The sequence below is a fragment of the Andreprevotia sp. IGB-42 genome (genome assembly GCF_009848685.1).
GTDB lineage: Bacteria > Pseudomonadota > Gammaproteobacteria > Burkholderiales > Chitinibacteraceae > Andreprevotia.
This window is the reverse complement of sequence record NZ_WXTX01000004.1, coordinates 97,108-118,228: the sequence shown is the minus strand read 5'-3', so window position 1 is coordinate 118,228 and position 21,121 is coordinate 97,108. Positions and strand designations below refer to the sequence as shown.

Annotated in this window: 18 protein-coding genes; 11 read left to right on the top strand and 7 right to left on the bottom strand. The window is 63.7% G+C overall.

Annotation, left to right across the window (positions count from 1 at the left end; genetic code table 11):
* The first annotated feature begins 46 nt into the window (after positions 1-46).
* The 5 genes from IGB42_RS07585 (at position 47) to IGB42_RS07565 (ending at position 8,179) form a co-directional block, all read left to right on the top strand.
* Positions 47-3,949, top strand: a complete 3,903-nt coding sequence (locus IGB42_RS07585) for an FAD/FMN-binding oxidoreductase (RefSeq protein WP_174764184.1) — start codon at positions 47-49, stop codon at positions 3,947-3,949.
* Between the two features lie 107 nt (positions 3,950-4,056).
* Positions 4,057-4,485, top strand: coding sequence for an HIT family protein (locus IGB42_RS07580; RefSeq protein WP_159669377.1), 429 nt, complete (start codon positions 4,057-4,059; stop codon positions 4,483-4,485).
* Between the two features lie 8 nt (positions 4,486-4,493).
* A complete protein-coding gene (locus IGB42_RS07575) occupies positions 4,494-6,122 on the top strand; it encodes a hypothetical protein (RefSeq protein WP_159669375.1) in 1,629 nt (542 codons plus the stop codon).
* Between the two features lie 184 nt (positions 6,123-6,306).
* Positions 6,307-7,365, top strand: a complete 1,059-nt coding sequence (gene fba / locus IGB42_RS07570; RefSeq protein WP_159669373.1) for a class II fructose-bisphosphate aldolase — start codon at positions 6,307-6,309, stop codon at positions 7,363-7,365.
* Positions 7,366-7,462: 97 nt separating this feature from the next.
* On the top strand, positions 7,463-8,179 hold the full coding sequence (locus IGB42_RS07565) for a heparan-alpha-glucosaminide N-acetyltransferase (RefSeq protein WP_159669371.1): 717 nt from the start codon (positions 7,463-7,465) through the stop codon (positions 8,177-8,179).
* Here IGB42_RS07565 and IGB42_RS07560 read toward each other — a convergent pair.
* Positions 8,176-9,609 (bottom strand): deoxyribodipyrimidine photo-lyase, encoded by a 1,434-nt coding sequence (locus tag IGB42_RS07560; RefSeq protein ID WP_236822527.1) that lies wholly within the window; start codon positions 9,607-9,609, stop codon positions 8,176-8,178. The two genes, IGB42_RS07565 and IGB42_RS07560, sit on opposite strands and share 4 nt — an antisense overlap.
* Before the next feature lie 101 nt (positions 9,610-9,710).
* Between IGB42_RS07560 and IGB42_RS07555 the strand changes: the two genes are divergently transcribed.
* The 6 genes from IGB42_RS07555 to IGB42_RS07530 all read left to right on the top strand — a co-directional run bounded on the left by IGB42_RS07555 (position 9,711) and on the right by IGB42_RS07530 (position 14,292).
* Positions 9,711-10,262: a YqgE/AlgH family protein gene (locus IGB42_RS07555; RefSeq protein WP_255461437.1), complete on the top strand. Its 552-nt coding sequence runs from the start codon at positions 9,711-9,713 to the stop codon at positions 10,260-10,262.
* A complete protein-coding gene (ruvX, locus tag IGB42_RS07550) occupies positions 10,259-10,672 on the top strand; it encodes a Holliday junction resolvase RuvX (RefSeq protein WP_159669367.1) in 414 nt (137 codons plus the stop codon). Before IGB42_RS07555 ends, ruvX begins: the two co-directional genes overlap by 4 nt.
* Before the next feature lie 46 nt (positions 10,673-10,718).
* A complete protein-coding gene (locus IGB42_RS07545; protein WP_159669365.1) occupies positions 10,719-11,492 on the top strand; it encodes an ABC transporter substrate-binding protein in 774 nt (257 codons plus the stop codon).
* A 130-nt stretch (positions 11,493-11,622) separates the two neighbouring features.
* A complete protein-coding gene (locus IGB42_RS07540; protein ID WP_159669363.1) occupies positions 11,623-12,588 on the top strand; it encodes an aspartate carbamoyltransferase catalytic subunit in 966 nt (321 codons plus the stop codon).
* On the top strand, positions 12,585-13,877 hold the full coding sequence (locus tag IGB42_RS07535; RefSeq protein WP_159669361.1) for a dihydroorotase: 1,293 nt from the start codon (positions 12,585-12,587) through the stop codon (positions 13,875-13,877). The genes IGB42_RS07540 and IGB42_RS07535 overlap by 4 nt, the downstream gene beginning before the upstream one ends.
* Before the next feature lie 148 nt (positions 13,878-14,025).
* Positions 14,026-14,292: an acyl-CoA-binding protein gene (locus IGB42_RS07530; protein ID WP_159669360.1), complete on the top strand. Its 267-nt coding sequence runs from the start codon at positions 14,026-14,028 to the stop codon at positions 14,290-14,292.
* Positions 14,293-14,368: 76 nt separating this feature from the next.
* Here IGB42_RS07530 and IGB42_RS07525 read toward each other — a convergent pair whose 3' ends face one another.
* From IGB42_RS07525 to IGB42_RS07500, 6 genes are read right to left on the bottom strand one after another with little or no spacing between them, the layout of a single operon-like run.
* A complete protein-coding gene (locus IGB42_RS07525; RefSeq protein ID WP_159669359.1) occupies positions 14,369-15,160 on the bottom strand; it encodes a DeoR/GlpR family DNA-binding transcription regulator in 792 nt (263 codons plus the stop codon).
* Positions 15,153-16,085 carry a carbohydrate kinase gene (locus tag IGB42_RS07520; RefSeq protein ID WP_159669358.1) on the bottom strand — a complete coding sequence of 311 codons (933 nt, stop codon included), beginning with the start codon at positions 16,083-16,085 and terminating at the stop codon, positions 15,153-15,155. The genes IGB42_RS07525 and IGB42_RS07520 overlap by 8 nt, the downstream gene beginning before the upstream one ends.
* Complete coding sequence (locus tag IGB42_RS07515; protein ID WP_159669357.1) at positions 16,082-17,080, bottom strand: carbohydrate kinase family protein; 999 nt, start codon at positions 17,078-17,080, stop codon at positions 16,082-16,084. The genes IGB42_RS07520 and IGB42_RS07515 overlap by 4 nt, the downstream gene beginning before the upstream one ends.
* A complete protein-coding gene (locus IGB42_RS07510; RefSeq protein WP_159669355.1) occupies positions 17,077-18,519 on the bottom strand; it encodes a xylulokinase in 1,443 nt (480 codons plus the stop codon). Before IGB42_RS07510 ends, IGB42_RS07515 begins: the two co-directional genes overlap by 4 nt.
* A 9-nt stretch (positions 18,520-18,528) precedes the next feature.
* A complete protein-coding gene (locus IGB42_RS07505; RefSeq protein WP_159669353.1) occupies positions 18,529-19,548 on the bottom strand; it encodes a ribose ABC transporter permease in 1,020 nt (339 codons plus the stop codon).
* Between the two features lie 10 nt (positions 19,549-19,558).
* Complete coding sequence (locus IGB42_RS07500) at positions 19,559-21,091, bottom strand: sugar ABC transporter ATP-binding protein (RefSeq protein WP_174764183.1); 1,533 nt, start codon at positions 21,089-21,091, stop codon at positions 19,559-19,561.
* Positions 21,092-21,121 lie beyond the last annotated feature (30 nt).

Genomic DNA, 21,121 nt, shown 5'->3' with positions numbered 1-21,121 from the left:
ATTCCGGTAAAATCCGATCTTTAGCAGCCCTGCGAGATCGCTTGTAATGCCCGATCATACCCTCGCCGATCACACCGAAGCCGTTCTGCCGCATACCGCCGAGCGTTTACGCGAAATTCCGTACAACTATACGTCGTTCTCTGATCGTGAAATTGTCATTCGCCTGCTGGGTGACGACGGTTGGCGGGTGCTCGACGAGTTGCGCCAGCAACGGGTGACCGGGCGCTCTGCGCGCATGCTGTTCGAGGTGCTGGGTGACATCTGGGTGGTCAAGCGCAACCCGTACCTTGAGGATGACCTGCTCGAAAACCCCAAGCGGCTGAAGATGCTGACCGGGGCGATGCATCACCGTTTGTCCGAGATCGAGAAGCGCCGCCAGGAAAACCCGCAGGTTGGCCAACTGATCAGCAAATCGCGGGTGGCGGTCGATGTGTTCGAGCGCGAGTTCCGCGATGTGGCTGCCTTGCGCAAGAAGGTGATGAAGCGCATGAGCGCGCACACGCGCCGCGACAACATCTGCTTTGATGGCCTGGCGCGCGTATCGCACGTGACCGATGCCACCGACTGGCGCGTGGAATACCCGTTCGTGGTGCTGGCGCCCGATACCGAAGAGGAAATGGCGCCGCTGGTTGCCGCCTGTATCGAGCTGGGCCTCACCGTGATTCCGCGTGGTGGCGGTACCGGCTATACCGGTGGTGCAGTGCCGCTGACCCCGCTGTCGGCAGTGATCAATACGGAAAAACTCGACCGCCACAATGGCGTGGAATTCATCGAGATTCCCGGCCATACCGGCAAGGTTGCCACCATCCAGTGCGGCGCCGGCGTGGTCACGCGCCGCGTGATGGAAGCGGCGGAAGATGCCGGCCTGGTGTTTGCGGTGGACCCGACCTCGGCCGATGCATCGTGCATCGGCGGCAATGTGGCGATGAACGCCGGCGGCAAGAAGGCCGTGCTGTGGGGTACCGCGCTCGACAACCTGATTTCCTGGAAAATGGTCGATCCGGACGGCAACTGGAAGTTCATCGAACGCATGGACCAGAACTTCGGCAAGATCCACGATGCCGAAAAAGCCACGTTCCGCGTGATCACCTACAAACCGGACGGCAAAACGAAAATCGGCGAAGAAACACTGGTGGTGCCGGGCCAGCAATTCCGCAAGGTGGGCCTGGGCAAGGACGTCACCGACAAATTCCTCGCCGGCCTGCCGGGCGTGCAGAAGGAAGGGACCGACGGGCTGATCACCAGCGCGCGCTTCGTGCTGCATCGCATGCCGGATCATATCCGCACCGTGTGCCTGGAGTTCTTCGGCGAAGTTAGCCGCGCCGTGCCGTCCATCGTGGAAATCAAGGATTACCTCGATGCGCACCCGGCGGTGCAACTGGCCGGGCTGGAGCATCTGGACTGGCGCTATGTGCGTGCGGTGGGCTATGCCACCAAGGCCAAGAGCAAGGGCCGGCCCAAGATGGTGCTGATTGCCGATATCGTGTCGGACAACGAAGTAGCGCTGGGCGAGGCTGCATCGCAGGTGGTGCGTTTTGCCAACGCGCGCGGTGGCGAAGGCTTCATTGCCGCCAGCAGCGAGCAACGCAAGAAATTCTGGCTGGACCGCGCCCGCACGGCGGCCATCGCCAAGCACACCAATGCGTTCAAGATCAACGAAGACGTGGTGATCCCGTTGCCACGCCTGGGCGAGTATTCGGATTCGATTGAGCGCATCAACATCGAGCTGTCGATCGACAACAAGCTCGAGTTGCTCGACGGCCTGCAGGCGTTCTTCTCGCAAGGCACGCTGCCGGTGGACTTTGCCGATACGCCGCTATCGCGCGAGGCACTGGTGGGCGAGCGCCGCACCGCTGCGCTGGAGCTGATTGTCCGTGCACGCACGCACTGGCAGTGGGTGCGCGATCACCTGGATGACGCGTTCGAGGCGTATACCGCCACGTTCCCGACCATGCCGCTGGAAAAGCAGCTGGGTGCCGATGAACAGCCGCAGAGCGTGTTCCTGGCGCTGCGCGACTTTGTGCTGCGCATTTCGTGGAAACGCGAGCTGCTGGCCGACTTCGAAGCGATGTTCGCCAGCCGCAACGAAAAGCCCATCCTCGATGCCATCGTGCTTATCCACCAGCAGGTGCTCAAGGGCCGCACCTGGGTGGCGCTGCACATGCACGCCGGTGACGGCAACGTGCACACCAATCTGCCGGTGAACTCCGACGATTATGCGATGCTGCAGCGTGCGCACAAGGCCGTTGCGCGCATCATGCAGGTTGCGCGCGACCTCAACGGCGTGATTTCCGGCGAGCACGGCATCGGCATCACCAAGTACGAGTTCCTCACCCGCGAAGAGCTGGCGCCGTTCGAAGCCTACAAGCTCAAGGTGGACCCGCACGGCCGCTTCAACAAGGGCAAGCTGCTGCCGGGCGCCGACCTCGAAAACGCGTATACGCCGTCGTTCAGCCTGATGGGGGCGGAATCGCTGATCCTGGAGCAATCGGATATCGGTGCGATTTCGGATTCGATCAAGGATTGCCTGCGCTGCGGCAAATGCAAGCCGGTGTGCACCACGCACGTGCCGCGTGCCAACCTGCTGTACAGCCCGCGCAACAAGATCCTGGCGACCGGTCTGCTGACCGAGGCATTCCTGTACGAGGAACAGACCCGCCGCGGCGTATCGCTCAAGCATTTCGACGAGCTGGGCGACGTGGCCGATCACTGTACCGTGTGCCATCGCTGCCTGAACCCGTGTCCTGTGAAAATTGACTTCGGCGACGTGTCGGTGGCCATGCGCAATTTCCTGCGTAAGGAAGGCAAGAAGAAGTTCAATCCGGTCTCCGCACTGGGTATGGCTTTCCTTACACTCAAGGATCCAGCCACCATCAAGCTGGTGCGCAAGGTATCGATCGAGTGGGGCGTGATGGCGCAGCGCATCGGTTATAACCTGGGCAAGAAGCTGGGCCTCACCAACGCGTTCAAGAAACAGCCACCGGCCACCGTGGGCAAACCGCCCATCAAGACGCAGATCATCCACTTCATCAACAAGCCCATGCCGGGCAAGTTGCCGAAGAAGACTGCGCGTGCGCTGCTGGACGTGGAAGACGCCGCTACCATCCCGGTGATCCGCAACCCGGTGCAGCCGGTGGAAGAGCAGGAATCGGTGTTCTACTTCCCCGGTTGCGGTTCGGAGCGGCTGTTCAGCCAGGTCGGCCTCGCCACGCAGGCGATGCTGTGGCATGTGGGCACCACCACGGTATTGCCGCCGGGCTACCTGTGCTGCGGCTACCCGCAAACCTCGTCCGGCCAGGCCGACAAGGGCGACAAGATCACCACCGATAACCGCGTGCTGTTCCACCGCGTGGCCAATACGCTCAATTATCTGGACATCAAGACCGTGATCGTCAGTTGCGGTACCTGCATGGATCAGTTGCAGAAGTACCAGTTCGAGCAGATTTTCCCCGGTTGCCGCTTGCTGGACATCCACGAATACCTGCTGGAGAAAGGCGTGCGCCTGGAAGGCGTGGCCGGTACCCGCTACATGTACCACGAGCCATGCCACACGCCGATGAAGCAATACAAGGGTATCGACGTGGCCAACCAGCTGATGGGCACGCAGGTGGACCTTAACGACCGCTGCTGCGGCGAATCGGGCACCTTCGGTACCTCGTTGCCGCACATCGCCACGCAGGTGCGTTTCCGTAAGGAAGAGGAAATGATCAAGGGCGCAGACAAGCTGCGCGCGCAGGCCGTGGCCGAGGGTGGCCCGGTGGATACGCCTGTGAAAATCCTCACAAGCTGCCCGTCGTGCATGCAGGGTTTGCAGCGTTACAATGACGACGCCGGTACAGACGCAGATTACATCGTTGTCGAGATCGCCAGGCATGTGCTGGGCGCGGACTGGATGCCCGATTACGTTGAAAAAGCACGCAATGGCGGTATCGAGCGTGTGCTCCTTTAAGCCGGATTTTTGACCGGAAAACAGCGGGGGTGTGACTGTAAGGTTACACCCCCGTTGTTTATCTCTGCCGCTTGTTAAATAATTCAGCCCAACATAAGGAAACGGCGATGGATGAACACTGCGCGCTTTGCGTGGAAACAGGCGGTGAATTGCTGGCCAGTGATGCGCTCTGCCGCGTCGTGCTGGCTGACGAAGCGGGCTATCCGGGCTTTTGCCGGGTCATCCTGAACGCCCACCATGCAGAGATGAGCGAGCTGGCATCTGATGTACAAAATGCACTGATGCAGCGGGTGTTTGCCGTTGAAGCCGCAATCCGGGCTACACTTGACCCCGACAAGATCAATCTGGCCAGCCTGGGTAACGTCGTGCCGCACCTGCATTGGCACGTGATCCCGCGCTGGCGGGAAGATCAGCATTTCCCTAACCCGATCTGGGCGGCCCCGCGCCGCCCGGACGCCGTGCCGCCGGTTTCGGCGGCTCAACTGACTCAACTACGCGCTCGTATCAGCGCCTTGTTTGACGCCTCGCTAGCATAGGATCGGTGATGACTGACTTGACGCGCCTGCCCGTTGCCAGCGGCCTGACCACGCCGCCTTTCGAAGACGCACGTTCGGCCAAGGCCTGGTTGCAGCTGCTGCCCCTGATTAATGCACCCGTTGTGCATTCCGAATTTGTCGATGCGCTTGAAGCGCTGATAGATAGCCCGATTCAACCGTATGAAACCCTGAAGATACTCGAGTTGCTGCGTGAGCCCATACACAACACGCAGGGCGCACTGATCGATCGCATCCTGGGCCGTGCGCTGCCGCTGGCGCCGGATGAAGCCAAGACCTGGCATGGCATTTGCCACCTGTGGGAGTTGATGGGGCGTGCTTATGCGCGTTGCTGGCGTGCAGCCCTTGATGGCGTGGCCGAGGCCATTGAACATCAGGCGCTGCTGGCGCAGCGCAGCTTGCGTTACCTGAGCTTGCGCGCACGTGAATCACTACTTGTGTTCCAGCCCATTCCCGATGTGCTGTGGCAACAGCTGTTCGACTACTACCGCATTGCCGAAGCCCACAACCTGGCGGAAAAACCGGCCAAGGACAGCTTGCTGACCTTGTCTGGCGTTGCGACACCGCAGCAGGTATTCATTCAGGTGTTGTTGCTGTCCGGCGCGTCGCCATTCCACTTTACCGGCCGGCAGATTCTTTGGCTGGATGAGCGCCTGCCCATGCTGGCACAGCGCGCACCGCTCTCCGAACTGGCGCCATCGCTGCCGGGCCGCGGCAGCCTGCAGATCGACCTGGATGAACCCGGGCCACCGCGCCGCGTGGAACCACGTCTGGCAGGGCCGAACATCCGTGAACTCGATACTTTCCAGCTGGCGCAAGCGTTGTCGCGCCGCATCAAGCTGCTGCGCCAGGGCGAGAACCCGGAGAAACTGGGCCTCGGCACGCAGTTTGCCGGCAGCGTGATCGAAGGGCTGCTGGTGGATGTATACCGTACCTGGTGCGAGCACCAGAGTGACCGTTCCACCCGCCATTCGACCAATCGCAGCATCGAGGTGGTGTTCGGCCTGGCCAAGCAGACTTTGCTGATCGGTGGCACCGAGTTCGGCCCGCCCGACGATGGCCCGTCCACACTCAAGGAAGAAGATGCCGTGCGCTTTGCGCTGTTCGGTCAGCGCGCGCCCAGTGGCATCAAGCCCAAGGTAGACGCGCCGGTGCGCGAGCCATGGCAGGTACGCAACGAATCCGCGCAGGGTCTGCGCCTGGTACGCCGCGCTGTCGATGGCGCACGCATTGCGCTGCAACAGCTGATCGCCGTGGATCTGGATGGCAAGCATTTTGCCGCCGTGGTGCGCTGGCTGCAGCAGGAAGAGCATGAAGGCGAAACCTGGCTGTCCATCGGGGTGCGCTTGTTGCCCGGCCAGCCATTCGCGGCGATGTTGCGCCCGGTGGAGCTTGCGCATTCTGATCGCCGTGGCTGGAGCGAGGGCTTGTCGCTGCCGGCGGTGACCAGCCTGAAAGCGCCGCTGACCTTGCTGGTGCCGGTGGGCTGGTTCCGCCGTGGCCGGCTGGTGGAGTGGTGGGATGGCGAGATCATCCGCAAGGTACGCGTGGAGACGCTGATCGAGCGTGGTGTCGATTACGAGCGTGTGCACGTGGTGCCGGCAGGCCAGGCGCGCTGACCTGCCGGGCATGCCCGCAAAAGGCCGTCGTCATGACGGCCTTCTGTTTTGAGGCGTGGCATGAAAAAATCATATGAAGCAATGGTTTGCGGGCTTTCCCCAATGCCGAATATCCCGATTGGGGTTGGCTTGCCGGCAGGGCTATCGTTTGTGCATTGCACAAGCAACCGCCCAGGAGGCAGCCATGCCAATCGCTTCGTTACGCCAGGTTCTCGATCACGCGGCCGATTCCGGCTATGGCGTGCCTGCATTCAACGTCAACAACCTCGAGCAGCTGCATGCCATCCTGCAGGCGGCCAGCGCGACCGATAGCCCCGTCATTCTGCAGGCATCTGCCGGGGCACGCCGTTATGCGGGCGAGGCCTTCCTGCAGAAGCTGATCGAAGGGGCGCTGAAGAGCTACCCGGATCTGGTGATCGTGATGCATCAGGATCATGGCACCACGCCGCAGGTATGCCGCAGCGCGATGGATATGGGCTTTTCCAGCGTGATGATGGATGGGTCGCTGCAGGCAGATGGCGCCACACCGGCCGATTACGATTACAACGTCGCGGTCACCCGCGACGTGGTGCAGGCCGCGCATGCGCGTGGCGTATCGGTGGAGGGTGAGCTGGGCTGCCTGGGCCGGCTGGATACCGGCGTGGGCGAAGCGGAGGATGGCGTGGGCGCCAACCGCGCGCTCAGCCATGCAGAACTGCTGACCGATCCGCAACAGGCGTGTGCTTTCGTTGCGGCCACGGGGGTGGACGCACTGGCCATCGCCATCGGCACCAGCCACGGCGCGTACAAGTTTTCCGCACCGCCCGATGGCGAAGTGCTGGCGATCGAGCGCATCCGTGACATCCACGCGGCCATCCCGGATACGCACCTAGTGCTGCATGGTTCATCCAGCGTGCCGCAGGAGCTGCTGGATGCGGTGCGCACGTACGGTGGGGCGGTCAAGCCGACCTGGGGGGTGCCGGTGGCGGAAATCCAGCGGGCCATCCGCTATGGCGTGCGCAAGATCAATATCGATACCGACCTGCGGCTGGCAATGACTGCCGCCATACGTCGCCACCTGCACGAGCATCCGGCTGATTTCGATCCGCGCAGTTACCTCAAATCCGCGATTGCCGCGATGCGCGAGGTCTGCGAGGCACGCTTCGAAGCCTTCGGTGCCGCCGGCCAGGGGCCACGCATCGTGCCGGTGCCGCTGGCGCGCATGGCCCGCCGCTACAGGCCGGGCAAGCTGCAGGTGGCCTGAGCGCGGCAGCAGCCAGCGCAGCCAGCCTGGCGCCGCCCGTTGCCGGCAGTCGCGGCGAGGCCGCCAACATCTGCGCCAGCGTCGTTATACTCGCGGCATGAAGCGACTTCCCTCGATCGATGCATTGCGCGGCGGTGCCGTGCTGATGATGGTGGCCTACCATTTCTGCTACGACACCACATTGTTCGGCCACACCCATTTCCGCTTGCTGGAAGGTTGGGGCTGGATGGCGTGGCGCGACGTCATCGTCAGCTGCTTCCTGCTGCTGGCGGGTGTGAGCTTGGTGCTGGCCAGCCAGCAGGCGTATGCAGGCTTCGGCCGCCGCTGGTTGCAGATAGCTGCTGCTGCAGCGCTGGTTACCGTGGGCAGCATGCAGTTTTTCCCGGATGGCTATATCTACTTCGGCATCCTGCATTTTGTGGCGCTCGCCCTGTTGATCGGGCGCGCCTGCGTGCCGCTGGGGCGCCACAACCTGTGGCTGGGTATCGCCGTGCTGGTGGCGGGGCTGACGCTGCAGTCGCCCATCTTCAACCCCAAGGTGTGGAGCTGGATCGGCTTTGTCAGCCAGCGGCCACAAACCGAGGATTTCGTGCCCGTCTTCCCATGGCTGGGCGTGGTGCTGATCGGGATTGCCATCGGTGCGCTCTGGCAACGGCGTGGCTTGGTGCAACCGGCGTGGCTGGCACGCATCGGCACTGGCGCGCCACGCTGGCTGCTGTATTGCGGCCGGCACAGTCTGCTGGTTTACCTGGTACACCAGCCCATCCTGTTTGGTGGCTTTTTCCTGCTGCGCTGGCTGGGCAGTACCGGCTAAGTGCGCTTGAACAGTGCCAGCGCCTTGTCGCGCTGGATGGCATGCTCGACCACCGGTTCCGGGTAATCCACGCCCAACCGGATACCGGCAGCGGCCAGCACCAGCGGCTTGGCCAGCCACGGTGCATGGATGGCCTTGCCTTCCAGGCCGGCTAGCTCCGGACAATAACGCTTGATGAAGCGCCCGTCTGCATCGAACTTTTCTGATTGGGTAACCGGGTTGAAAATGCGGAAGTACGGCTGCGCATCACAGCCGGTGCTGGCCGCCCATTGCCAGCCGCCATTGTTGGCCGCCAGGTCGAAATCGATCAGCTTTTCCGCGAAATAAAGTTCGCCCCGGCGCCAGTCGATCAGCAGGTCCTTGACGAGGAAACTGGCGGTCACCATGCGCAGCCGGTTATGCATGTAGCCGCTGCTGTTGAGCTGGCGCATGGCGGCATCCACCAGCGGGTAGCCGGTACGACCATCGCACCATGCGGCGAACAGCGCCGCATCGTTGGGGAAGGGCAGCGCATCGTATTCCGGCTTGAACGCGTGTTGTGCCACGTCCGGGCGGTGCCAGAGGATTTGCTGGTAGAAATCGCGCCAGATCAGCTCGGAAAGCCACGTTTCCGCCCCCGCGCCGCCCTGACGCCATGCATGCGCCACCAGCTCGCGGATCGACACGGTGCCGAAACGCAGGTGCACCGACAGATAGGACGGCCCCTTGCTGGCCGGAAAATCGCGCCGCTCATGGTAGCGATCGATCCGCTGGCTGAAATCGTCGAATAACGCTTCACCCCCCACCGCACCCGGCGTGATTTTCAGCACGGCAAGATCGGTGGGGGTAAAGCCGAGTTCCTGTAACGACGGAAACGGCTGTGTCGGCAGGGCGGCCAGGTTTTGGAGATACGCGCGTACCGGGTAGGGCCTGACGTAAAAGTCATCCAGCTTGGCCAGCCAGGCACGCTTGTACGGCGTGAAGACGCTGTACATGCCGCCGCTTTGCGTCAGCACTTCGTCCTGCTCGAACACCACCTGGTCCTTGAAACTGAAAAAATCGATATGCCGTTGCTGCAGCGCCGCGGCCACTGCCCGGTCGCGCGCGATGGCTGCGGGCTCGTAATCGCGGTTGGCGTACACCGCCACCGCCTCCAGTTCGGCCGCCAATTGCACGATGGCCCCGGTCGCACTGGCATGGCGCACCACCAGATCGCTGCCCGCTGCCTGCAATTCCGCCTTCAGCGCTTGCAGGCTGGCGTGGATGAAGTCGACACGGCGGTCTGCGCGCGGCAAGCCGGCGAGGATATCGGTATCGAACACGAATGCCACGATCACGCGTGCGTGCTGTTTCAGTGCGTGGTACAGCGCCGCATGATCGTGCAGCCGCAGGTCGCGGCGCAGCCACACAAGCGCCGTTGACGGGGTGGAGGGTGCAATGGCTGGCATCATTTCCCTGCCGTGTGGCCGAGGGTGAAAAGACCGTTGATGCTAACGCTTGTGCTTTGCCCGCTCAACGGCACGAATCCATGTGCGATAATTGACAGATGGACATGAACCTCTCCCAGCACTTCCTGATCGCGATGCCCAACCTCGTTGATCCGATATTCGCCAAAACGCTGGCCTTTGTCTGCGACCACACCGACCAGGGTGCGATGGGCGTGATCGTCAACCGGCCGCTGGACATGTCGCTGACGACGCTGTTCGAGCAGATCGATGTCGAGCTGCATCGCCCCGATGTGGCAGAGCTGCCGGTCTGTTTTGGTGGCCCGGTGCAGACGGATCGCGGTTTCGTGCTGCACAAGCCGCTGGGCGACTGGCAATCGACATTGTCGGTATCGGATGAAATGGGCCTGACCACGTCCAAGGACATCCTGCTGGCGGTGGGCGAAGGCTCGGGACCCGAGCAGATCTTCGTCACGCTCGGTTATGCCGGCTGGGAAGCCGGGCAGCTGGAGAATGAAATCGCGCAGAACGCCTGGCTGTCGGTCGAGGCCGATCCGGAAATCATTTTCGCGCTGCCGGCGGAAGAGCGCTACGAAGCGGCATTGAAGCTGCTGGGCATCGACATGGCCATGCTGTCTGACGAGGCAGGCCACGCTTGAGCACGGTGCTGGCGTTCGATTTTGGCGCTGCGCGCATCGGTGTGGCGGTGGGCACCACCGAGCTGGGCATTCCCCACCCGGTTGAAACGATTGCCGCCATCGATAACGACACGCGCTTTGCCCGTATCGAAAAGCTGATTGCCGAATGGCAGCCGGCCCACCTGGTGGTGGGGTTGCCGCTGACCGAGGATGGCGAAGAACAGGATGCCAGCCGGCTGGCACGCAAGTTTGCCAACCGGCTGACCGGCCGTTTTGCATTGCCGGTAGCGCTGGTGGACGAGCGTTATTCGTCTGCCGCCGCCAGCGAAGCACTGAACGAAGCCGGCCTGCGCGGCCGCAGGCAGAAGCCGGCGCTGGATCAGGTGGCAGCAATGCAGATACTGGATGCCTGGCTGGCAACGCAGCAATAGCCCGTGCCGGCGCAATGCCCGGTGTGAAGTGAAAAAAGGGGAAGACATGCCCGCTTGTTTGCGTATCTGCCTGCTGCTGTTGCTGATCGGCATTGCCCGGCCAGGGTACGCCGCGGCACAAACCGTGGTGGTGTACAACTATTACGACCTGCCGCCATTCATTACCGGTTCCGGCAAGGGGCTGACCCATGCGCTGACGCGCCGGCTCAACACCGTGGCACCGGATCGCTACCGCTTCCAGGTAGTGAGCCTGCCCCGCCGCAGGCTGGACCTGCAGATCAACCAGCCCGGCCCGGCCTGGGTGGTGCCCTGGGCCAATCCGGCATGGTTTGGTGATACTGGCCGGCAACGCTACCGCTGGAGCCCGCCGCTATTGCGCGACCATGACTGGTGGCTGAGCCGGCAAAACCATCCGTTGACGCCCGAGGCGCTCAAATCGGCCAGCGGGCTGCAGTTTGGCGGCCTGCTCGGCCATCATTACGGCGATCTGGACCCGGCCATCGATGCCGAGCGCATCAAGCGCTACGACGCGCTCGACTATGCGTCGTCGCTGCGCATGCTGCAGGCGGGTCGGGTCGATTTCATTTCCATGCCGATCAGCGTGATGACCTGGCTGCAGCGCCGCAACCCGGAGCTGTTCAACGCCATTACCGCGCTGCCACGTGGCCAGCCGTATGAGCGGCACCTGTTTTCCGCCGCCAGTGATCCGGCGCTGGCTGATTTCATCAGCACCGCCATGCAACGGCTGGCACAGAACCCCTCCTGGCAGCAGGAACTGCAGGCCTACCAGCGCGACGATGTACCGCTGGCCATGCAATAGCGCCGTTTGCCATCGCGCATACCGGTACTGCTGGTCAGCAGCGCCGGAATGACCGAAAATTCCGCCCCAGCTCCTCCCCAATTCAGATCGGCCGCTGCCCGGCGGCCGGCTTACCGCGACCGGGATATCCATGCTCAATCCGCAACTCAACAGCCAAGGTGAACTGATCCACCTGCTGACTACCGAAGGACTGCCCAAGCGCATCCTCAACCAGATTCTTGATCGTGCCGCCGAATACATTGCCGCCGGCGATGCCGGTACCAAGAAGTTTGCCGCGCTGACGGGACGTTCGGTGTTCAACCTGTTTTTCGAGAACAGCACGCGTACGCGCACCACTTTCGAGATCGCTGCCAAGCGCCTCAGTGCGGATGTCACCAGCCTGAACATCCAGGCATCGAGCACCGCCAAGGGCGAAACGCTGCTCGATACCATCCATAACCTCGAAGCCATGGGCGCAGACCTGTTCGTGGTGCGCCACGCGCAATCGGGCGCGCCTTACCTGATCGCGGAGCATGTACAGCCGGGCATCGCGGTGGTGAACGCCGGTGACGGCCGCCACGCGCATCCCACGCAGGCGCTGCTGGACATGTACACCATCCGCCACTTCAAGGGCGATTTCACGCAGTTGCGCGTGGCCATCGTGGGCGATGTGCTGCATTCACGCGTGGCGCGCTCGGATATCCATGCGCTCAGCACGCTGGGCTGCCCGGAAATCCGCGTGATCGCCCCCAAGACCCTGCTGCCGGTGGGCATCGAAAGCCTGGGCGTACACGTGTACCACGACATGGCCAGCGGCCTGAAGGATGTGGATGTGGTGATCATGCTGCGGCTGCAGAACGAGCGCATGAGCGGCGCTTTCCTGCCGTCCACGCAGGAGTTCTTCAAGCACTACGGGCTGACGCCGGAAAAACTGGCGCTGGCCAGCCCGGATGCCATCGTGATGCACCCCGGCCCGATGAACCGTGGTGTGGAAATCGATTCCGCGGTGGCGGATGGCGCACGTGCGGTGATCTTGCCGCAGGTTACTTTCGGCATTGCGGTGCGCATGGCGGTGATGGCCATCGTGTCTGAAAACCAGCGGGGGGCACAAGCATGAGCGAAACCAGGAATACCGTGATCCGCAACGGCCGCCTGATCGACCCCAGCGTGGGTAGCGAACAGTTGGGCGATCTGTATCTGGCCGATGGCAAGATCGTCGGCGTGGGCAGTGCGCCGGCCGGCTTCGTTGCCGAGCTGGAAATCGATGCCACCGGACTCGTGGTGGCCCCAGGCCTCGTGGACCTGTGCGCGCGGCTGCGCGAGCCAGGCTTCGAATACAAGGCCACCTTGCCGAGTGAAATGGCCGCAGCGGTGGCCGGCGGTGTGACCAGCATCGTTTGCCCGCCCGATACCGACCCGCCGCTGGATGAGCCTGGCCTGGTGATGAACCTGCGTGCACGCGCGCGCAAGCATGATCTGGCGCGGCTGTACCCGGTAGGCGCACTCACCGTCGGCCTCAAGGGCAAGGAAATCACCGAGATGGCGCAGCTGCGCGAGGCCGGCTGCGTGGCGTTCTCGCAAGGCGATGTGCCGATTGCCGATCTCCAGGTGCTGTACCGCGCCATGCAGTACGCGGCTACCTTCGGCTTCGAGCTGCGCCTGCGCCCGGAAGAGGCCAGCCTGGTGAACGATGGCGTGGCGCACGATGGCGAATATGCATCACGCCTGGGCCTGACCGGTATTCCGGTGATCGCCGAAACGCTGGCCATTGCGCAGATCGTGCAGCTGATGCGCGCTACCGGTTGCCGCGTGCACATCACCCGGCTTTCCAGTGCCGACGGGATCGCGCTGGTGCGCACCGCGAAGCACGAAGGTTTGCCGCTGACCTGCGATGTGGACATGAACCATATCCACCTGGCTGATGTGGATATCGGCTTCTTCAACAGCCAGTACCGCTTTGATCCGCCACTGCGCAGCGTGCGCGACCGCGATGCGATTGCCGCCGCGCTGGTGGACGGCACCATCGATGCCATCTGCTCCGACCACAGCCCGGTGGACGACGACGGCAAGCTGCTGCCGTTTGCCGAAGCCGAGCGCGGTGCCACCGGTCTCGAGCTGCTGCTGCCACTCACTCTTGCCTGGGCACGGCGCAACAAGGTGGCATTGCCGCAGGCGCTGGCGAAGATTTCCAGTTTTCCGGCCAGCAAGCTCGGCTTTACCGCTGCGCTCACCGTGGGCAGCCGTGCCGACCTGCTGGTATTCGATGCCGAGGAAAGCTGGCGCGTTACCCCGCAGGCGCTGCGCAGCCAGGGCAAGAACACACCGTTTGCCGGTATGGAAATGCAGGGCCGGGCACGCTATACGCTGGTGAAGGGCAAGCTGGTTTACCAGGCAGAGCAGGGCTGATGTTGCTGCGGGGTTGCGCCTGACCCGGTTTTATTCACGCGCCAAACGCTAAGCTGAGGGATATCCCGGCGTTTGGCTTGTGACAACGGCAGCGCTATACTTTATGCCGGTTCAAACATATGTTTGAAATTTGATCAGGAGCCTGACCATGTCTGACCTTGCAAGCCGCTTCAAGACCGCGCAGGAAGAAGTCGTTGAACTCAACGATGCGCCCGATGTGCAAACCAAGCTCAAGCTCTATGCCTTCTTCAAGCAGGCCTCCGAAGGGGACGTGAGTGGCGAGCGCCCCAGCGCGATCAACTTTGTGGCGCAGGCCAAGTACGATGCATGGGCCAAGCTCAAGGGCACCAGCAACGATGCGGCGATGCAGTCGTACGTCGATCTGGTGGAAGAACTGAAGAAAAACGACAGCTGAGTGCGGGTACGCATGCGGCAATGAAAAAGCGGCCTGCTGGCCGCTTTTTCATGGGTGGTGCACGGCCTGTTTGGCTTCAGTCGGCGTAGATGAGGCTCATGCCGGCGTCGCCGGCCATCTGCCGTGCTCCGGCAGGCAGATGCTGATCGACGATCCAGCGTTGTACCTCATCAAAGCGCGCTACCGGCGCGAAGGTACGCTGGCCCCATTTGTCGCTGCCGACGATGGCGCAGGTTTCCGCGGCGCGCGCCATCACCGCGCGTTTCACCTGTGCTTCCTGATGGTTGGAGTTGGTCCAGCCCGCAGATGGGTCGACACCGCCGGCGCCCATGAAAAACAGATCGAAATGAAAACCGGCAATCTGCTCCAGCGCGGCCGGCCCGACGGTGCTGAATGCATTCTGGTAGACCTCGCCGCCGATCAGATGCAGGCTGTACGGCGTCTGGCCCGATAGCTCGGTGGCGATATTGATGCCGTGGGTCACGATGGACAGCTGGCGTATGTCCGGCAGGCCGCTGCGTATCGCGCGGGCCATTTCCATGGCAGTGGTGCCGGCATCCAGGTAAATCGCCATGCCGTTGCGCAGCAGCGCTGCCGCTGCCTGGCCGATGCGCTGTTTCTGCGCCTGGCCTTGCTGCACGCGCTGCGGGTAGCCCACGTCGTGGCTGATCAGTACCGCACCGCCGTGCACGCGCTTGAGCAGGCCGCGTGCTTCCAGCTCCTGCAAATCACGCCGCACCGTCATTTCCGATAGCTTGAATTGCTCGGCCAGCTCGCGCACCCGGCATTCGCCGCGGTTGGCAAGCAAGGTCATGATCAGCTGCATGCGGTGATCGGCAAGCGGCGTGAGTGTCTGTTCCTTATCCATCTTTTCTGGTCCCGGCGGTATCGATCAGCGCCTCGACCTCCCCCCAGCCGGGCGCATAGGCGCCATTATGACGGCAGGCGGTGGCCGCAGTCGCGGCGGCAAATGCCAGGTGCACCGCCGGAGCGGCAGCGGGGCGCGTCAGCAGGCTGGCCATCCAGCCGCCCATGCTGGCATCCCCGGCGCCGACGGTATCGGCTAGGTCCACCGCAAAGACGCCGCGTTGCAGCGTGCCGGTGGGGGAAATCAGCGCCATGCCGGCGGCGCCGCGCGTCAGCAGGATGGTGGCAGCGGGCGACCAGGCGCGCAGCTGCGCGATGGCGGCATCCTCGCTCATGCCGGCGAACAGGTGGGCAATGTCTTCATCGGAAATCTTGATGTAGTCAGCCAGCGTGGCCATGCGCTGCAGGATGGGCTGGTAGCCATCGTCCATCAATGCGCGGTAGTTGGGGTCGAAGCAGATGCGCTTGCCGGCGGCCTTCACCGCTGTAGCGGTTTCCAGCAGGCGTGCGGCCAGCGGCTGGCGGTACAGGCTGATCGAGCCGAAATGGACAATTTCTGCTGCATCCAGCCAGCCGTGCGGCAGTTTGGCAGGGTCGAAGTGCAGATCGGCGCTGTCATCGCCAACAAAGAAATACTGCGGCGGGTGCTTGTGCGTGACCATGGCGAGGAACGGTGCCTTGTCCAGCTGCTGCAGGTAGCGCAGGTCCAGTCCCGCTTGCTGCGATAGTGTGGCCAGTTCCTGCCCGAACACATCGCGGCTGACCGCGCCGGCAAAGCCGGTGGCGATACCCAGCTTTGCGCCCACGCGGGCGACGTTCCAGCAGGAGCCACCGGCGATGGCGCGCCAGTTGGGGCCGTCGTCACGAATGAAATCGGTCAGTGCCTCGCCGAAGACGACAAAACGGGCATGGTTGGGCGTACTCATGGGGGCTCCAGCCCGGCCGCAAACGCGGCGGGAACAATGGTTGTCGCCAGGGCATCGGCCTCGGCGCGCGTGTTGAAACCCTGCCCGCCACCGAACACGGTGGTGGCAAGCCCGCCGCAGGCACTGGCCAGCCGGCCGGCATCGGCCAGTTGCGCACCGCCGAGCAAGCCGGCCAGCAGACCGGCAACGAACGCATCGCCGGCACCGGTGGTATCCACGGTAGCCACCCGGGCAGGCGGCAGATGATACCGCAGCCCGCTGCGATCGCCGATCCATGCACCGTTGGCGCCATCGGTCACGGCAACCACCTGGCGCACCCCCAGCGCAAACAGCTGTTCGATCTGCCGGCCTGGCGCGGTTTCGCCGACGATGTGCGCTGCTTCGTCGCGGCTGGGCGTATAGATATCCACCCAGGGCAGCAACGGCGATATCACCCGCCGCCAGCGCGCATGCGCATCCCATACGCCGTCGAGCACGGTGAGGAAACCCCGTTCGCTGGCTTCGCGCAGCAGTGCCACTGCCGGGCTGCCATCGTTGCCCTCCAGTGCCGGCAATGCAAAATAGCCAGCGAGGTGGAATACCCGTGCGCCTGCGGCGCGTGCCGCTGCCAGCGGGATATCCGCAGCGCACAGCAATCCTTGCGCGCCGGTGGCCTGCAGAAAACTGCGCTCGGCATCTTCCGCTACCATCACCATGGTGGCGGCCGAATTGCTGCCGGGCTTGTGCACCAGCCAGCGCGTATCCAGCCCGGCTTCTGCTGCCAGCCCGGCTACCACGCGCCCCAGCAGGTCGTCGCCCACCGCGGCGGCAATCGCTACCCGGTAGCCCAGCCGCGCCAGGTGCGCACCGGTATTGGCGGATGATCCACCCAGATGCGCGCCCACGCGCTCCACGTGGCCCAGCTTGCCGCGTGCCGGGAATGCATTCACCGGGTAGGCCAGCAGATCGGCCACCATGCAACCGGCGGTGAGGATGTCGATGTGCGGGGCAGTCATGCCGGCCCCGTTTCGAACCAGCCGTCGAGGCGCCGGTACAGATCGATGAAGCGTGCGTAGTGCTGTTCGTTGCTGCTGCCCGGGTCGCCCAGTGCTGTCAGCGCCGGGGCGAAGCGCGCCAGATCACCCATGCCGATATCACCGGCCGCCATGCCGCCCAGCAGCGCTGCGCCGCGCGCGGATGCATTCGGGCACGCTACCGCATCCATGGGTACACCCAGCGTATCGATCAGCAGCTGCTGCCATGCCGGATGTACCGAGCCACCGCCGGCCAGGCGCAGCCGCGCAGGCTGGATACCGGTGGCGTGCAGTGCTTCCAGCCCGGCGCGGATGGCGAACGCCACGCCCTGCAACGCCGCGCGCATCAGCGTACCGGCATCGTCGCCGCTGCGCGCACCGATCCAGCCGGCCTGCGCAGCCGGGTTCATCCAGGGTGTGCGTTCGCCAGCCAGATAGGGCAGGAACACCACCCGGCCACTGCTGACGCCGGGTGCGAATGCCCGGGTGTATGCGGCTTCCCAGCTCAGGCCCAGCATGCTGCGCGCCCATTCCAGCGCCACGCCGGCATTCTGCATTGCCGCCATCGCATACCAGCCGGGCAGCCCATTGGCCTGTACCGCACAGAAGCCGTTGGTATTTGACGAATACGCCGGAGGCTTGGTCTGCATCACGATCAGCTGTGCGCCGCTGCCGGTGGTGAGTTGCGCAGCGCCGGGCACATGCAGCCCGGCACCGAACGCGGCGGCCGGCGTATCGCCTGCGCCGGTGGCAACCGGTATGCCGGCTGGCAAGCCCAGCTCGCGTGCGATGCTGCCGGTGAGTTCGCCAGCTGCTTCGGCCGAGCCGCGCTGCGGCGCAAACAACCGCTCCGGCAGGCCAAGCCGGCTGATCAGGTCGAGATCCCAGTGACCATTGCGGTCCGCCAGCAGCGTGGCGCTGGCGTCGCTGGCTTCACTGGCGGCCTCGCCGGTCAGCTTGAGGCGCAGCCAGTCCTTGGGTTGCAGCGCCCAGCGCGATCCGGCCAGTACATCGGGCATGCCGTGTGCAAACCACGCCAGGATGGGGCCGGCCATGCCGGGGCTGAGTGCATTGCCGCAGCGCTGCGCACTGCCGGGCGGGTAGGCACGCAATGCATCGCTGGCGCGCTGGTCCAGCCACAGCACCGCCGGGTGGCGGGCCACGCCCTTGCCATCGCACAGCACCACGCCATGCATCTGCCCGGACAGGCCGATGCTGCGTACCGCGGCGCGGGCGTCGGCCGGCAGGCTGCGGATTGCATCACGCACCACCCGCCACCAGTGCGCGGGGTCGGTTTCATGCCAGCCCGGCCGCGGCGTTGCCACCGCGTAGCTGCCGCCTGCTTCTGCTACAGTCTGGCCGTCCGCAGACAGCAGCAATACCTTGGCCGAACCGGTACCGATATCTATGCCCAGAAACACGACCGCTCCTTAGTTGAGTGCGGCCTGCTTCTGGCGCCATTTGTCGAGGATCACCGCCAGCACGATCACCGCACCTTTGGCCACATACTGCCAGAACGACGACAGGCCGAGGATGGTCAGCCCGTTGTTCATCACGCCGATGATCAGCGCGCCGATCACCGTGCCCCAGATGGTGCCCACGCCGCCCATCAGGCTGGTGCCGCCCAGCACCACTGCGGCAATGGCGTCCAGCTCGTACCCCACACCCCAGTTGCCGTTGGCACCATAGAGGCGGCTCGATGACATGGCGCCGGCCAGGCCGGAAAAGAACCCGCTGATCGAATACACGAACAGCAGCACGAAACTGACCTTGATCCCGGTCAGCCGCGCGGCCTGCGGGTTGCCGCCCACTGCGTAGATGTGCAGGCCCAGCACGGTTTTCTTCAGGATGAACCATGACAGCAGCACCACACCGGCCGCTATCCACACCAGCCATGGCAGGCCGAGGAAATCGCCGTTGCCTATCCATTCGAAGCTGGGAATCTGCTGGTTGAGTACGGTGGTGCCATCGGCAAACAGGTAGGCGGCGCCGCGCAACGCGGTCATGGTGCCCAGCGTGACCACGAAGGGGTTGATGCTGAGGAAGGACACCATGGCGCCGTTGAGCATGCCCAGTACCAGCCCGGCGATCAGGAAGGTGGGAATCGCCAGCGCCGGGTGATGATCCGGCAGCGACATCAGCATGCCCAGCACCGCGGATACCGCCAGCATGGAGCCCACCGACAGATCGATACCGGCGGTGAGGATGACGAAGGTCATGCCGCACGCCAGCACCAGGTTGATGGCCACCTGGCGCATGATGTTCATGGTGTTGTCGGCACTCATGAAGTTGGACGTGCCGTCCGCGCTGAAATAGAGGGTCAACCCGTAGAACACCAGGTACAGCACGATCAGCACCGGCAGCATGCCCAGGCGGTTGAACAACTGGCCGGCAAGGCTGCCGCGGCGTGGCGGCAGGCTGGCCTGACTGGCGATGGTTTGTGTGGACATGGCTAGGCTCCTAAGCCGCGTGCAATGCGCTGATTGCGTTGGCGGCCGGTTCGCTGGCGTGGGTGGCCAGCGTCATGATGTTTTCCTGGGTAACGGCATCGCCGCTGACTTCGCCGCTGATATGGCCTTCGCGCATCACCACCACGCGGTCGCAGATGCCGATCACTTCCGGCAGCTCGCTGGAGATCACCACCACGGCAACGCCGTTGAGCGCCAGTTCGTGGATGATGCGGTAAATCTCGCTCTTGGCGCCCACATCGACGCCACGCGTGGGCTCATCGAGGATCAGCACGCGTGGCTTGATTTCCAGCCAGCGCGCCAGCAGCACTTTCTGCTGGTTGCCGCCCGATAGCCCGCCGACGATGCCATGCGGCCCCGGCACCTTGATGTTCAGCCGCGCTATCGCATCGTTGGTCAGTGTCTCCAGCGCCTGGTGATTGATGATGCCGGCGCGGCAATGCTGGCGCACCACGTTGAGCGTGGTGTTGGTGAGTGCGGATAGCTGCAGGAACAGGCCCTGGCCCTTGCGGTCTTCCGGCAGGTAGCCGATGCCGAGGCGGATAGCCGTCAGCGGATCGCGCGTATCGACGGCTACACCGTCTATTTTCACCCTGCCGCCGTGCTTGCGGTCGGCACCGAAGATCAGCCTGGCCAGCTCGGTGCGGCCGGCGCCAACTAGGCCGGCCAGGCCGACCACCTCGCCAGCACGTACGCTGAACGATGCTGGCTTTACCCTGGCGCCACTGAGGTTCTCCACTTCCAGCATTACCCGGCCCGGCACACGGCCAGCCTTGTGCTGGTAGAAATCGCCCAGCGGGCGGCCCACCATCATCTGCACGATGCGGCCCGGATCGAGCTCGTCGCGGGTCATCTCGCCCACGTAGCTGCCATCGCGCAGGATGGTGACGCGGTCGGCCAGCGCATGCACTTCGGCCATGCGGTGGCTGATATAGATCACCGCGATGCCTTCGTCGCGCAGCTTGCGTACCACGCGGAACAGGTGCTCGGTTTCCCGGTCGGACAGCGCGGCGGTGGGTTCATCCATGATCAGGATGCGGCCCTTGTGGATCAGTGCACGGGCAATTTCTACCTGCTGCTGTTCGGCGATCGACAGCTTGCCGGCATGCGTATCGGCGGTGAACGGCGCGCCCAGCAGCGCCAGCACGTCGTTGGTCCACATGCGCATATTGCTGCGGTCCAGCAGGCCGAAACGCCCGCGTGGCTCGCTGCCCATGAATACGTTCTCCGCCACCGTCAGGTTGGTGGAGACACTCAGCTCCTGGTAAATCAGGTTGATGCCGGCACGGCGACCGTCGCTGGGTCCCTTGATGGCAATCGGCTTGCCATCGAGCAGGATCTGCCCGGAATCGGGCTGATAGACGCCGGAGAGGATTTTCATCAGCGTGGATTTGCCCGCGCCGTTTTCACCCATCAGCGCATGGATTTCGCCGGCGCGTATGGCGAGGCGCATGTCCGACAATGCGCGCGTGGCGCCAAAGCGCTTGCTGATGCCGGACATTTCCAGGATTGCAGTGTTCATCATGAACATCCCTTTTATCGCTTGGCGCAGCAT